Raw genomic sequence first — 14999 nt, forward strand, 5'->3', positions numbered from 1 at the left:
AGCGGAGCCTGCCGCGAAAGCGACGGAGGTGCGCGCAAGGATCGCGGCAGACCGTCGCTTCCGCGTGCGCGGGCTCAGCCCGCCTCGGGATCCTCGTCGCCCGCTGTCCAGCTGCCCCGCGCGGGAGGCACGGCACCGGAGGGCAGGCTCGCTTGCGGCTCGGCGCCGGCCGCCGGCACGTCGATCGTCATCCAGTCGATCAGGAGCGAACCGGCCGCACTGCGCGGCGGCAGCCCCTCGTTCGACCCCGCCTGCACGACGAGGTGCATGGGCGAGGTCGGGATGTTCTCCGTCGTCGTCCCCACGACCTCGTCGTCGACGAGGAAGGACATCCGGGAGGGCGTCCACTCGATCGTGTAGGTGTGCCAGTCGGCGAGCGAGGCACTCGTCTCGTAGTGGACGCACTTCTCGGCGGGGTCCTCGAGGCAGTGCACGTTCAGGTACGCCGGAGCGCCGAGCGCGCCCTCGGGGAAGTCGATCTCACCGTGCTCCCACACGTTCTCGTCGCTCCAGAGCAGCATCGCGACCCCGTAGCCGTCGACCTCGTCGCTCTTCATCCGGACGGAGTACCGACCGGACGTCTGCCCGCCCCACTGGCCGTCGACGAGCGGCACGATCCCTCCGGCGAGCGGTGTACCGCCCTTCGTGGTGCGCAGCCGCATGTCGAGGAGACCGTCGTGCGCGCTGAGGACCGAGGCCTGGTACCGACCCGTCCCGGCGGTGTCCGCGAAGCCGTGGTACACGGAGAACCGGTCGGAGTAGTCCGCCTCGAAGCCGCCCCGCGAGGAGCCGCCCGCGAAGTCCTCGGAGAACACTCGGTCCCAGCCGCTGCCGTCACTGGTCGGCATCGTCGCTCCGCTCGGGTCGGTGGGGTCGACCACCAGGGGCGTCGCGGTCGTCGCGGCGACCGCACCGGCTGCGATCACGAGGGCACCGGCGACGACGGCGATCCGACGGCCGGCACGTCGGACCGGACCACGGTGTCTCGCGAGCCCGGTCCCGTGTGCGGGTGGTGCCCCGTGGTCGACGGCGGCGTCCCCGTCGAGCGACGGGGTCACTGCAGGGCCCATGCCCGGATCTCCGACAACCCGATGTTGACGGTGGTCCCGGAGACCCCGGTGGTGGTGAACCGGACCCACGTGACGTTCCGGGCACTGAAGTCGACCGTGAGTGCCGTGCCGTCGTTCGGCAGCTGCCCGACGGTCACCGTGCTGCCGTCGGAGAACGTGAGCGTTCCGCTCGTGACCCGGTCGGCGGTGTTCGGGCGGTCGTGCAGCACGATCCGCTGCAGCGGGACGGCCTTCGCCCAGGTGAGCTGGTACCAGACGCCCGTGCGGCCCGAGGGCGCCACCCACTCCTTCGTCGGGTCGACGGGGTAGCCGGACACGACGCCGTCGACGGCCTTCGCGACGGTCTGGCCGTCGGCGGGGTTGTCGGCCTTCGCGGACGGTGTGGCCGATCCGGTGACGTCGGTCAGCTTCGGCGCGGGCGTCGGCGTGGGCGTCGGTGTCGGCGTCGGTGTCGGTGTCGGTGTCGTGGTGGAGGTCGAGGTCCCGTACACGCGGATCTCGGCGAGCCCGATGTTCTTCGTCGCCCCGCTCACCGCCGTCACCGTGAACCGGACCCACGTGGCCTGCCGGGCGGTGAACGCCACGGTCTGGAGCGCGCCGCCGTTCGGGAGCGCCGGCACCGTGACGCTCGACCCGTCGGAGAACGTCAGCGTCCCGCCGAGCACCTGGTCGTCGGTGTTCGGCCGGTCGGCCAGGTGCACCTCACTGAGCGTCCTCGCGCTCGACCACGCGAGCTGGATCCAGGTCCCGACGCCACCGTTCGGTGCCGCCCACTCCTTGGTCGGGTCGGCCGGGTAGCCCGAGACGACGCCGTCGACGGCCTTCAGCGCTGTCTGCCCGTCGGCCGGGTTCTCGGCACTCGCGGTGACGGTCGCGCCGGTGGTGATGTCGGTCGGGCCGGTCGCCGGCGGTGTGGTCGCGCCTGCCGGCCCGAACGCGCGGAGCTCGGCGAGTCCGATGTTCTCGGTGGACCCGCTCACGGCCGTGACGGTGAAGCGCATCCAGGTGACCTTCCGGGCACTGAACGTGACGGTCTGCGCCGCACCGCCGTTCGGCAGCGCGGGCACCGCGACGCTCGACCCGTCGGAGAACGTCAGGGTGCCGCCGAGCACCTGGTCGGCACTGTTCGGACGGTCGGACAGGTCGACCTCGGTCAGGGTCGTCGCGCTCCCCCAGCCGAGCTGGATCCACGTGCCGACGCCACCGTTCGGCGCAGCCCACTCCTTCGTCGGGTCGGCCGGGTAGCCCGAGACGACCCCGTCGACGGCCTTCAGCGCGGTCTGCCCGTCCGCGGGGTTCTCGGCACTCGCGGTGACCGTGGCGCCGGCGGTGACGTCGGTGCGCTGCGGGTCGGACGGGACGGTCGGGTCCGTCGAGCCCACGGTGTACTGGCGGTTCAACCAGGACGACTCCGGACGGGAGGCGCACGCCTCCCAGGACGCGCAGGTCAGGTCGTCGTACGCGGCGTAGGTGAAGAACGCGTCCGCCTTCGCGTCGACCTGCGCGGTGGTGAGGTTGGCGGGTCGGTCGGCGATCGGGTACCCCATGTACCCCGTGAAGTCGTGGGTGCCGCTGTACTGCTGCTGCACCTCGTCGGCGAGGTACCCGACGGTGTGGTGGTCGCTGTGGTCGCCGTCGCCGTAGGAGCCCTCGTAGTCGAGGGTGTGGATGTGGCTCGGCGCGAAGTCCTGCACGACGCCGAGCAGCGTCGAACGGAGCTGCGGGAGCGTGTAGGTCGCGCCGTGCAGGGCGTCCGCGACGGTGCTGATCGTGCTCGTGTCGCCCGTGTACAGGCGTTGCAGGCTCTGGTACCCGTCGGCCCAGAACCCGTTGCCCTCGACGTTGCCGTCCGGCAGTTCCAGGAACACCATGCTCACGCGTGGATCGGTCGTGAGCGTCTCGGTGTGGAGGGTCCGGCCCGCGACGGTGAGCGACCCGGTCGACCAGTCGGACGCGACCCCGGCGATGCCGGCGTAGGACTTCATCAGCCCTTCCTGGCGGCTCTGCCAGTACCCCGCGGGGTACCCGGCGTCCCCGGCGGTCACCACGACGGACCGCACGCACCGCCCGGCGTCGATGTCCGCCCGGAGCGCGGTGCCCTGGAAGAGCAGGTCGTCGTCGGGGTGCGCGACGACGTTCAGGACGCGTCCCGCGCTGCAGTCGGCGGTCGTCGCGGCGTCCGCGGCGGGGACGACGAGAGCGGGTCCGACGAGGAGCGCTGCGACGGTCGCGAGCACCGCCGCGGCGGACACGGCGATCGTTCGCCGTGTCCGCCGCGGGTGCGTGGGGTCATTCGGTCGCATGGCGCAACCCTTCCTGGGTCAGCTCGTACATCGCCGTCGTGCCCGACGACCAGATGCGGTGCCAGTACGGCGACGAGGCCATCGCGGCCGCGAGCTGCTGGTAGTCGGCGTCGCTCTGGTACCCGTAGCGCTCGTCGTAGGCGCCGAACGGCTCGGCGACGAGGGCGTAGTACTTCGTCGCGGTCCAGTTCTCCACGAGCTCGCGGGTGAGGTCGGACACGTCGGATGTCGCGTCGTAGGTGCCGGCCGGGTCGGGGTAGGGACCGAGGGCCTCGCGGGAGAGGTACCCGACGTCGAAGTACCGTGCTCCGGTGTTGCTCGGCACCGCGTTCGCCGAACCGGTGAGGAGCATGACGGACCCCTTCGGCGCGGTGCGGTCGTAGAGCTGCGTCGCCTCGGACTGGCTGCGGGTCACGACGCGGTTCCAGTCGAGCGCCGTCTGCCCGAAGGCACCGACGGCGACGAGTGCCGCGACGCCGAACCCGGCCACCGCGAACCGCCCGGCGGTCGGGCGTGTCACCCGCCGGACGAACGCGCCGACGGGGGCCAGCCTGCCGGACGGCATCGGGAGCGCGGCGGCGAGGATCGCGATCCACGGGGTCGCGAACAGCACGACACGGAAGATGCCCTCCTGTCCGTAGTTCGTGGCGACGAGCAGCGAGATCGGACTCGCGGCGGCGGCCAGGAGCGCCCAGTGCACGCGATCGCGCCGGATCAGCACGGTCAGCAGCGCGGCGAGCCCGAGGACGACGAGCGCGGCGGCCGGGATGTCGAACGCCAGCCGGGTGACGAGCGGCTTCGGCAGGACGGTCATGTCGTGCGACGGCGGCTGGACGTTGTCGAGGACCCGTCCGACCGCGGCCAACGACAGGAACCGGCCGAGGATGTCGCCGTTCATCGCGGCGAACGCAACTGCGGGCACGAGGATGACGACCGGCAGCCACCAGGGACGGAGCATCCGGAACACGATGAGCGCGACGAGTGCTGCGACCGTCAGGTACGGCGAGATCTGGTGCGTCACGACGAGCACGACGCCGATGACGGTGATCGCGATGATCCGGGAGAGCCCGACCCGGCGGGCGCGGGGCTTCGCCGGCACCGTCGCCTCGGTGCTGCTCGCGGCGGTGTCGCGGAGCGGACCGGTGGCGAGCACGAGGATCACGATCGAGAGCAGGATGCCGGTCGACTGCGGCGAGAAGTAGGTCGTGTTGAGCGACCCGGTCATCGCGGTGAGGAACGCGGCGATCCACGGGCGACGGGCACCGGGCAGCCAGTGCGCGGCGAGCACGCCGACCGCGATCGTCGTGCTGAAGGCCAGCAGGACCGGCACCCATGCGGCGATGAGCATCGCGTTGGCGATCCCGCCGACGTCCGCGACCCACGCCCCGGCGGCGAACAGGCCCGACCACGTCTGGAAGATGTCGGCCGCCGGGTTGGTCCCGCCGAACTGCCGGATGTACTCGAGGACACCGATGTGCCGGGCGGCGGCGGCGACCGTCGGAACGCCGTAGGTGATCGCCTGGGCGAGTTGCACGACGCCGCCGAGGACGACGACCGGCACCGCGAGCCCACGACCGCGCACGAGGGCGACGACGGCAGCGGCGACGATGATCGCGAGCCCGATGACCAGGCCCGGTCCGAGCGAACCGAAGAGCCCCGCGGGAACCGGGTCACCGATGTGCGTCAGCGCGGCGACGACCACGACGACGAGCCCGACGAGCGACGCCACCGTGACGGAGGCCGTCGTGTCCCACGACCGGCGAGGACCGCCGGACGGGCCACCCGCAGCCGCCTGCGCGAGCCGGTCCAGCCGCAGCTCGGCGAGGTCACGGGGCACGGCGATCGCGACGGCGACGGCGGTGAGCACGACGACGGCGACGAACGGCACGACGGGCGCCCAGACGTGGAACGTCGCCATCGTGTACCCGATGCCGATCGTGCCGACGAACGAGCCCGTGACGGCGAAGACCGTGAACCGCGCGAGGGGCATCGGGCGGACGAGCAGGAGCGGCGCGACGCCGAGCAGCGCGAAGAGGAAGACCCCGATCGCGCTCCCCCGCAGGACCGGCAGCCCGGAGACGGCACCGACGGCCGCGACGACGAGGGCGAGCACCGGGAGCGCGGCGGCGGTGAGTCGTGCCGCTGGGGTCATCGCACCGCGCACGCCGGGCCGCGCGGGACCGGCGGTACCGAGGCCGCGTTGGAGCTCGTGACGCCCACGGGCGGTCCGGTCGATCGTCCCGGCTCCGCCGAGGCGTTCCCGGAGCGCGAGGAACGGCGCCGTGGCCACGGAACGTCGCTCGACACCGCGCAGCTTCCGCGCGGTGGCGGCGAACTCGGCGTCGACGGCGTCGACCTCGTCGATCGCCGACGGGCCGCCAGCAGCAGGCCCACCCGCAGGAGTCCCACCCGCGGCGGCCCCGGCACCCCCGTCCGACACGTCGGCGGCGCGGTCACCCTGCTCGAGTCCGAGGCGTGCGAACGCGCTGAGGGCGTCGGGGAGGGCGTCGACCGAGGCGCTGAGCGTCTCGTGGTCGAGGGCGTTCTTGGTCATCCAGGCTCCGAGTCCGTGGCCGTGCGCTGCCGCGGCACTGCGGAGCGACGCGACGTCGTCCGCCGTCCGCTGCCACGCGATCGCGGCCGGTTCGACGGCGATCGCGGATCCGGCGACGAGCAGTCGTGTGAAGAGGTCGAGGTCGTCGCCGCCGCCGACCCGGGTGCCGGGTCCGAAGGCGGTGTCGAAGCCGCCGATGCGCAGGGCGGTGGCCCGGTGCACGGCGAGGTTCGCGCCGGTGCCGTACTCGGCGGCGGCGAACGGGTGTCGGGGCAAGCCCGGTGCCGCGGGCTCGGTGTCGTCGAGCCGGTGCACCCGGCGTCGGACGGTCCGTGCGGCGGCGGTGCGGTCGTCACGCCAGCGCTGGGCGGGCGTGCGTAGCTCGGCGGTCGGCACCAGACCGGTGACGCAGGCGATGTCGGGAGCGGTCGCGAACGCCGCCGCGAGGGCGTCGATCCAGCCCGCGTCGACGACGGCGCCCTCGTCGACGAACGCGACGACGTCGCCCGAGGCGGCGAGGAGTCCGGCGTTCCGTGCGGCCGCGAGTCCGCCGGCCGGTGCGGCGATCGTCGTGACGCGGCGTCCGCCGATCACGATCCTCGTGGGGTCGTCGCCGTCGGCACCGTGGGAGACCACGACGACGTCGAAGAGCGGGTAGCCGTTGGCGAGGACGGACCGCATGGTGTCCCCGGCGGCGCCGTCCGTACAGAGCACCACGGAGACGGACGGCAGGTCCTGACCTGCTGCCGGCCGTCGTTCGGGTGCCGGCATCGGCCGGATCGCGCGCTGGAGGGCGCGGACGTCGATCGTCGGCCCGATGCGGCGCCGTTCGGTGACGTCGGCCTCGACGAAGCCGAGCGGTTCACCGTGGTCGCGCACGAGGAGGCGGGCTCGCCGGTACCCCTCGGCCCCGGCGAGCGCGATGACGTCCCGGTGGCTCGACGCGTGCACGTCGGCCCGGTCGACCTCGCCGACCCACAGGGCGCCGTCCCACGTGGGGGCGAGCGGTCCTGTGACGATCGGCGAGACGACCATCGCCAGGGTCGCGCGGGTCACCGTGTCACCACCGGTGCGCGTGCGGCCCGGGCCGCGGGCGCGGTGACGACGACGCTGCCGAGCAGGCGTCCGACGGCGTACCCGGTGACGGTCGACACGACCGACACGACGATGGCGACGGCACGGGGTGCGCCACCGCGGCCGACGGCGCGCAGTTCGCGGAGGAGCGCGCCAGGCAGGACCTTCGTGAGGTACGTCTGTTCGCTGGACAGCGAGTCGCCGGTGCCGACGCGGCGGCTCAGCACGGCCTTGGAGATGCCCTCGTAGTAGCTGCGACGGCGGAGGTACCGCATCGTGACGCGGTCCGGGGAGACCCGGTGCGACACGTTCGACCGCGGTTCGTGCCGGATGCGGGCGCCCGGACGCGCCTGGGCGATCCGGATGCACATCTCCGTCTCCTCGCAGCCGAGGGGCTGGTTGCCGACCCGGCCGATGCCGGACCGGAAGCCGCCGGCGAGCAGGATCGCCTCGCGGCGGAACGCCATGCTCGACCCGATCACGTTGCGGACGTCGCCGGCGGTCTCGGGGAGTCCGCGGTAGCTGCAGCCGACGATCCAGAGGAGCTCGTCGGTGTACGGGCCGGCGCCGGTGGCGTCCGGCCACGAGGGGGTGGCACGGCCGCCGACACCGACGACGTCCGGGTCCTCGAGCGCGGCGAGCATGTGGCCGAGCCAGTCCTCGTCGGCGGTGGCGTCGTCGTCGAGGAACGCGACGACGTCGGCCTCGGTGAGCGCGACGCCGGTGTTCCGGGCGCCGGAGAGTCCGCGGTCCTCGGTGTTCTCGACGACGCGCAGCTCCGGCCAGCGGGCCACGGCGCGGGCGAACAGCTCCGGCTCGTGGTCGATCACGACGACGACCTCGGGGGCCTCCGGCTGGCGTTTGGCCGACTCGACGCTGTCCTGCAGGTCACCCCATCGCTGCTGCGTGTACGCGCAGATGACGACGACGACGGTCGTCACGCGGCGTCCCCCTCGAGTGCGGAGACCGTGGCGGGGACGACGGGCGTGACGTCCGGCGAGGTCGGTACCGCAGCGACGGAGCCGAGCACGGCACCGCCGGACAGCGCGGCGCCACCGGACAGCGCGGCTCCCCCGGACAGCGTCGCGACCCGGGCACGGGCCCGACCCTCGGCGGCGCGGCGACGCTCGTGCATGATCGACTTCAGGACGCGGATGCCGTCGGTGACCGCGTTGAGGTTGCTCGTCCCGTGCACCCGCAGCTTCTCGTGGCTCCCGACCTCGGTGATCGCCAGTTCGGCGGCCGACCACCGGCACGTCAGCACCGTCTCGATCTCGAACCCGTCGCCCCAGAGCATCGAGCCGTCGGTCGGACGCGGCAGGGTCGACGACAGCAGCCCGACCTTCGGCAGGACGTCGGCCCAGAAGGCGTTGTAGCCGTAGCAGAGGTCGCTGTAGCGGGTGCCGAGGATGACGTTGCAGAGGATGTTCAGTCCGCGGTTCCCGACGTTGCGGAGCAGGGTGATGTCGTCGCTCCCGCCACCGTGCGAGTACCGGGTGCCCTTCGCCACGTCGGCACCGTCCACGAGCGCCTGCACGAAGCGCGGGATCTCGTCCGGGTCGGCCGAGCAGTCGGCGTCGAACATGACGACCACGTCACCCGTCACGGCCTCGAACCCGCAGGCGAGCGCGTTGCCCTTGCCCTTGCGGGTCTGGTGCACGACGCGCACGTCGGGCATGAGGCGCTGCGCCGTCGCGATCGTGTCGTCGACCGAGTTGCCGTCGACGAGGATGACCTCGTACACGGGCGGGAGCTTCGGCAGGATGATCTCGAGGTTGCGGGCCTCGTTGCGGGCCGGGATGACGACGGAGACCCTCGGGTCCTTCGGTCGGGCGGTGGTGGCGGACATGGTGCTCCTGTCGGGTTCAGGGTGCATTCGGGTCGCTCGGAGGTCCGGCGAGGCCGCGGTGCGGTCTGCGACGACGCGGGTACGAGCGTCGCGGGTGCCGGCGGGGCGCGGGTACGACGCCACCGGGTGCGGGCTGAGTGGGTACGTCTCACCCCGCGGTCCAACCCTCGCCGTGGGCGGGGTGGCGGTCAATGCGGTCTGCGGTCCCTTGCGGCCCCCCGAGTGCGGATACGGAAAGCCGCAACGCGAGCGGGCGTCGGCTTCTGGACTGCGGGTTCCGGACTGCGGCAGCAGGACGGCCGGGAGGCACGGTGCGGGCCCGCACCGTGCCTCCCGGCCGTCACCTGGTCGCGCTGCGCGACCCGCCCTGCGTCAGCCGGCCGCGTCCTGGGCCGCGCCCTCCGCTGCGAGCGCGTCGCGCACCACCGGCGCGAGCTCCGCGACGTGCGGCTCGCGCAGCAGCGACGTGTGCTCGCTGGCGATGCGGACCGTCCGGTTGTCGCCCTGCAGCAGCCCGCCCCACCCCTCGGCGTCCGGGTTCGCGTCCGCCTCCACGTAGGTGGACGGCCCGGTGAACGGCGTCGGACGGTGCCGTCGGCTGGAGACCGCGGCCTGGTCGAAGAACGCGTCGAAGTCCTTCTGCCCGCCGAAGCGGAGCACACCGGCGGTGTACGCGCGGAACCGCTTCGCGGCCTTCTCGCCGTAGGGCACCCCGGCCGGCAGGACGCGGCGCGCGAGGCGGTCCAACCCGTTGCGGACCACGCGCACCGTCGCGTTCGACGGCTGCTGGGGCCGCATCCTCCCGAAGTCGAGGCGCGCCTGCTCGGCGCGGCTCCGCGGCAGGTAGGTGTCCAGCAGGACGACGTGCTGGACCCGCTCGCCGCCCTCGGTGAGGAGCCGTGCGATCTCCAGCGCGATGAGGCCGCCGAGCGAGTGACCGACCAGCAGGTACGGGCCGCGCGGCTGCACGATCCGCATGAGCGCGAGGTACCGGCGGGCGCTGCGGGTGACGGACCAGTCCGGGAGGCCGCGACGCTCGAGGGCGTGCTGCTGGAACGCGTACACGTCGTACTCGGGCAGGTAGCGCGACAGCGGCAGGAAGGTCAGGGCGAGCGCTCCGGCGCCGGCGAAGCAGAACACCGCGGGGTTGCCCGAGGCGCGGGCCTCGGAGACCTTCACGACGTCGGGGTGGCTCGGCAGCGCCGCGGTGCCGACGCGGACCCGTCGCGCGAAGGCCCGCAGGGTGGGGTGTTCGAGGACGTCGGAGCCGCGCAGGTCGACGCCGAGCCGCTGGTGCACGATCGCGAGCATCTCCTCGGCGGTGAGCGAGTCGCCGCCGAGCGCGGAGAAGTCCTCGTCGAGGTGCACGCCGTGCAGCCCGAGGACCTCCGCCCAGATCTGCCCGACGACGAGCTCCCACTGGTCGTACTCGTCCTCGGTCATCTCGGCCTCGATGCTCGGTGCCCCGGGGAGCGCCGCGCGGTCGACCTTGCCGCGCTCGGTCCGCGGCAGCTCCGTCATCGGGACGATGGAGGCGGGCACCATGTACTCGGGCAGGCGGTCGCGGAGCCCGCGGCGGATCGCCGCCGGCGCCGGGGTCCGGCGTCCCGGGCGGCCGACGACGTAGGCGACCAGGCGTGTCACCGCGGGCGGCGCCACGAGGGCGGTGACCGCGGCGTCGTAGACCTCGGGCAGGGCACGGAGCGCCGCCTCGATCTCGCTCGGCTCGACGAGGTAGCCGCGCACCTTCACGGCGTCGTCGGCGCGGCCGAGCAGCACGAGGCGGCCGTCGGGGTCGATGCGGGCGAGGTCGCCCTGCCGCCAGGCGGGCATCGCGTCCGTGCGCTGGTCGGCCGTTGCAGATCCGTCGTCGGGTACGTCGTCGTCTTCGGGTGCGGGCTCGGCTCGTGTCAGGTGCTCGGCGGTGAGGGCCGGTGCACCCCAGTACCCGGTGGTCATGCCGTGGGACAGCACGACGAGTTCACCGCTCTCCCCCGGTGCGGCTGGTGTCCCGTCCTCGCGGATGACCCGGACGCGCTTGCCCGGCAGGGGCCACCCGGCGGGGACGACCCCGGCGGGCAGGGCGTCGTCCGGGCCGACGGGGCAGTACGCCACGCAGCCCATCTCGCTCGACCCGAACCCGTTCCAGAACGTCGTCGACGGTCCGAGGTGTGGCCGGGCCGCGGCGATGTCGGTCCCGGTGACGGGTTCTCCCACGGTCACGACGAAGCGCAACGCGCCGAGGACCCGTCGGTCCGGCACGTCGGGCTGCGCCCGCACGATCGAGCGGACCAGGTGCGGGGTCGCCGCCAGGCCGTTCACGCCCTCGGCGTCGAGCCGCTGCAGGAGCCGCTCGATCCCGAGGTCGCGCGGGTCGAGCAGCACGACGGTCCCGCCGTTCAGCAGCGTGTTGAACGTGTACGAGAACCCGGCCGCGAACGACAGCGGCAGCACGAGGCCGACCCGGTCCCCCGGGCGGAGACCGAGGGCGATCGCGTCGTGCTCGGCGTTCTCGAGCGTCTGCCGGTGCGTGACGGCGACGCCCTTCGGCAGGCCGGTGGACCCGGAGGTGAAGATGAGCACGAGCGGGTCGGTGCCGCCGGGGCGCTCGGTCTCACCGGCCGGCGCGGCGTCCGCTGCCGGTGCTGTTGCCGGTGCTGTTGCCGTCTGCGTCTGCACCGACCGCTCGAGCAGGCTCGTGAGGTCGTGGACGCGTCCGCCGGTCTCGGCGACCACCGATTCCGCGGCGTCCGCACGGTCGACGTCGGCCAGGACCTCGTCGACGCCCGCGAGCCGCACGACGTGCGCGAGGCGAGCGGGCGGCAGGTGGTCGTCGAGCACCACCACGGTGCGCCCGGCACGGATCAGCGCGAGCACGCCGACGACAGCCTCGGTGGTCTGGCCGGCCATGATCCCGATCGGCTCGGACGCTCCCCCGGCGACCGGTCCGACCCCGGCGCCGGTCCGACCGTCCGGGCGGAGGGTCGCGGTCAGTGCTCCCGCGAGGCCCGACACCAGCCGGTCCGTCTGCGCGTAGGTCAGCGCGCGCCCTTCGCCGGCGAGGGCCGGTTCGTCGCCGTGCGCCGCGACGACGCGGTCCCACCGGTCCAGGACGGCGTGGTCGTCCGCCACCGGCACGACGGCGGTGTGGTCCCAGTGGTGGTTCGTGGTCAGCGGTTCTGCAGCGGTCACAGGAGACCCCCCGAGTGCTCGTCAGCGGCCCGCCACGGTGTCGCGGCGGTCCTTGGACGGTAGTTCCGCGTGTCGTGGGCGTGCGAGTGTGATCGCGCCGGGTGCGGGCATCCTGCGGTTCGCCGCAACGGAGCACCGCCACGTCGCTCGCTCCGCTCGGGCGTGTCTCCTGCTGCAGGCCGGCGTGTCGCTCGGCAGCTCGGGCCGGAAACGGAACAAGCCCCCGGGAGATCCCGGGGGCTTGTTCGACGAGTGCTGGGGTACCTGGACTCGAACCAAGAACGACGGTACCAGAAACCGCTGTGTTGCCAATTACACCATACCCCAAAGGCCCGAAGGCCTTCGGTCCCGGTTGCCCGGGGCACGATCAACTACTGTACAGCATCCCGGAGGTCCGTGAGACCACCCACGAGGTCACGGTGCACCGCAGCCGCCGTCACCGCGCCGTGGCCGGCCGCGACGATGAGCTGCTCGGGGCCGGGAGGCGTGACGTCCCCCACCGCGTAGACCCCGGGGACGCTCGTGCGGCCGGAGCGGTCGACGACGACCAGGCCCTCGGCGTCGCGATCCAGCTCGGCGGCCAGCCAGTCGAGGTCGGCGTGCCACCGCGGTCGGACGAACCCGCCCGTGCGGGGCTCCACGTGCCCGTCTGCCAGTCGGACGCCGGTCATCCCGGACCGGTCCCCCTCGAGGTCCGCCACGGGCCGCTCGTCGACGCGCACGCCCGCCGCGACCAGGCGTGCACGGCCGGCGTCGTCCAGGGGTGCCACACCGTTCGTGTAGACCACGAGGTCGTCCGCCCACGCCGCGATGAGCAGAGCGCGATCGACGACGTCGTCGGTCTCGCAGATGAACGCCAACGGCTCGCCGGCCTTCTCGTACGCGTCACACTCGACGCAGCTGTGCACGGCCGTGCCGTAGAACGCGCGGAGCATCGGCAGCGCCGGGAACTCCTCTCGCAACCCGGTGGCGATGACGACCGCGCGTGCCGAGGCCTCGACCTCGGCGCCCCGCCAGGACCCGTGCACGGACCATCCGTCGCCGTCCGGTTCGACCCGGTCGACGACGGCCTGCACCACCGTCGCTTCGGCGTAGCCCTCGACCTCGAGGCGACCGAGCTTCCGGAGCTCGAGCGGCGAGACCCCGTCGCGCGTGAGGAACCCGTGCGAACGCAGCGTCGCCGCGTTCCTCGGGCGGTTCGCGTCGACGAGCAGCACGGTCCGCCGGGCGCGGACGAGGTTCAGCGCAGCGCTGAGACCCGCCGGGCCGGCACCGATGACGACGACGTCGACCGCGATCCGGTCCGGCGCGGTCACGTCAGCGGTCCGCGAGGCGACGAAGCCGCGTCACGGTGGAGTCCTTGCCGAGGATCTCCATCGACTCGAACAGCGGCGGGCTGATGCGACGGCCGGACACGGCGACGCGCAGCGGTCCGAACGCCAGCCGCGGCTTCAGTCCCAGCCCGTCGATGAGCGATGCACGGAGCGCACCCTCGATCGACTCGGTCGTCCATTCGTCGAGCGGCTCGAGCGCGGCGATGCTCGCACGCAGGACGTCGCCGGCGTCCGGCTTGAGGGTTCCGAGCGCGTCGTCCTCGATCACCAGGTCGTCGTCGGCGGTGAACAGGAACCCGAGCAGGCCCGGAGCCTCGCCGAGGAGCTGCATCCGCTCCTGCACCAGCGGCGCGGCCCTCGTCAGGACCTCGAGCTGCTCCGGAGTCGCCGGGTCCGACACGAACTCGGTCAGGTACGGCAGGAGTCGGCCACGGAAGTCGTCGCCGTCGAGCAGACGGATGTGATCACCGTTGATCGCCTCGGCCTTCTTGTGGTCGAAACGCGCGGGGTTCGGGTTGACGTCGGCGACGTCGAACGCCGCGACCATCTCGTCGATCGTGAAGACGTCGCGGTCGGCGCCGATCGACCACCCGAGCAGAGCCAGGTAGTTCACCAGGCCCTCGGGGACCATGCCCGCCGCCCGGTGGTGGAACAGGTTCGACTCCGGGTCGCGCTTCGAGAGCTTCTTGTTGCCCTCCCCCATCACGTAGGGCAGGTGTCCGAAGACGGGGATGAACGCCGCGAGGCCGATCTCGTACAGCGCCTCGTACAACGCGATCTGACGCGGGGTCGACGACAGGATGTCCTCGCCACGCAGGACGTGCGTCACGCCCATGAGCGCGTCGTCGACCGGGTTCGTGAACGTGTACAGCGGCTTGCCGTTCGGCCGGACCACCACGAAGTCGGGGAACGTGCCCTGCTTGAAGGTGATCTCGCCGCGGACGAGGTCCTGGAAGCTGAGGTCGCGATCCGGCACCCGCAGTCGCAGCGTCGGCTCACGGCCCTGGTCGCGGAAGGCCTGACGCTCGGCCTCGGTCAGATCACGCTCGTGGTTGTCGTAACCCTGCTTGGGGTCGCGCCCAGCGGCCTTGTTGCGGGCCTCCATCTCCTCCGGCGTGACGAAGGACTCGTACACGTGACCGGAGGCCTTGAGCTTCGCGATGACGTCCTCGTAGACGCCGGAACGCTCCGACTGCCGGTACGGGCCGTGCGGACCGCCGACCTCGACCCCTTCGTCCCAGTCGAGCCGCAGCCAGCGCAGCGCATCGAGGATCTGCTCGTACGACTCCTCGCTGTCACGAGCGGCGTCGGTGTCCTCGATCCGGAAGACGAGCTTGCCGCCCGTGTGCCGCGCGTACGCCCAGTTGAACAGGGCGGTGCGGATGAGTCCGACGTGCGGCGTGCCCGTCGGGCTCGGGCAGAAGCGGACACGGACGTCGGAGCCGGAGGCAGTGGTGAATGGCGCAGTCATGACTCGTCGATCCTACCGGCCCGGCACCGACCGCCACGAGGCCTGTGGACACCCCCTGGAACGCAGAAAACCCCTGACCAGTACTGGTCAGGGGTTCCCTGGTGTTACCAAATTAAGTCCGGCGGCGTCCTACTCTCCCACAAGGTCCCCCT

At 72.7% G+C, this 14999-nt stretch carries 8 protein-coding genes and 1 tRNA gene; all 9 read right to left on the minus strand.

Features of this window, described 5'->3' with window-relative positions:
* Positions 1–74 precede the first annotated feature (74 nt).
* Positions 75–1070 carry a glycoside hydrolase family 16 protein gene (locus ABIC61_RS13355; RefSeq protein WP_354030287.1) on the minus strand — a complete coding sequence of 332 codons (996 nt, stop codon included), beginning with the start codon at positions 1068–1070 and terminating at the stop codon, positions 75–77.
* Positions 1055–3322, minus strand: coding sequence for a DUF7402 domain-containing protein (locus tag ABIC61_RS13360; RefSeq protein ID WP_354030288.1), 2268 nt, complete (start codon positions 3320–3322; stop codon positions 1055–1057). The genes ABIC61_RS13355 and ABIC61_RS13360 overlap by 16 nt, the downstream gene beginning before the upstream one ends.
* A gap of 37 nt (positions 3323–3359) precedes the next feature.
* Positions 3360–6983, minus strand: a complete 3624-nt coding sequence (locus ABIC61_RS13365) for a glycosyltransferase (protein ID WP_354030289.1) — start codon at positions 6981–6983, stop codon at positions 3360–3362.
* Positions 6980–7942 carry a glycosyltransferase family 2 protein gene (locus ABIC61_RS13370; RefSeq protein ID WP_354030290.1) on the minus strand — a complete coding sequence of 321 codons (963 nt, stop codon included), beginning with the start codon at positions 7940–7942 and terminating at the stop codon, positions 6980–6982. The genes ABIC61_RS13365 and ABIC61_RS13370 overlap by 4 nt, the downstream gene beginning before the upstream one ends.
* The gene (locus tag ABIC61_RS13375) at positions 7939–8850 is read right to left on the minus strand and encodes a glycosyltransferase family 2 protein (RefSeq protein ID WP_354030291.1); all 912 of its coding nucleotides are present in this window, start codon (positions 8848–8850) and stop codon (positions 7939–7941) included. The genes ABIC61_RS13370 and ABIC61_RS13375 overlap by 4 nt, the downstream gene beginning before the upstream one ends.
* A gap of 372 nt (positions 8851–9222) precedes the next feature.
* Positions 9223–12042 carry an AMP-binding protein gene (locus tag ABIC61_RS13380; protein WP_354030292.1) on the minus strand — a complete coding sequence of 940 codons (2820 nt, stop codon included), beginning with the start codon at positions 12040–12042 and terminating at the stop codon, positions 9223–9225.
* A gap of 255 nt (positions 12043–12297) precedes the next feature.
* Positions 12298–12369: transfer RNA gene (locus ABIC61_RS13385), tRNA-Gln, on the minus strand.
* A gap of 44 nt (positions 12370–12413) precedes the next feature.
* Positions 12414–13358, minus strand: coding sequence for an NAD(P)/FAD-dependent oxidoreductase (locus tag ABIC61_RS13390; RefSeq protein ID WP_354030293.1), 945 nt, complete (start codon positions 13356–13358; stop codon positions 12414–12416).
* 1 nt (position 13359) lies between these two features.
* Positions 13360–14847, minus strand: a complete 1488-nt coding sequence (gene gltX / locus ABIC61_RS13395; RefSeq protein ID WP_354030294.1) for a glutamate--tRNA ligase — start codon at positions 14845–14847, stop codon at positions 13360–13362.
* Between the last annotated feature and the right edge of the window lie 152 nt (positions 14848–14999).

It is taken from the genome of Curtobacterium sp. 1544, assembly GCF_040544915.1.
Classification (GTDB): Bacteria; Actinomycetota; Actinomycetes; order Actinomycetales; family Microbacteriaceae; genus Curtobacterium; species Curtobacterium pusillum_C.

Bases quoted from the DNA above. Each gene is read 5' to 3' on its own strand.
- ABIC61_RS13355 (WP_354030287.1), bottom strand. From the start codon at position 1,070: ATGGGCCCTGCAGTGACCCCGTCGCTCGACGGGGACGCCGCCGTCGAC.
- ABIC61_RS13375 (WP_354030291.1), bottom strand. From the start codon at position 8,850: ATGTCCGCCACCACCGCCCGACCGAAGGACCCGAGGGTCTCCGTCGTC.
- gltX (WP_354030294.1), bottom strand. From the start codon at position 14,847: ATGACTGCGCCATTCACCACTGCCTCCGGCTCCGACGTCCGTGTCCGC.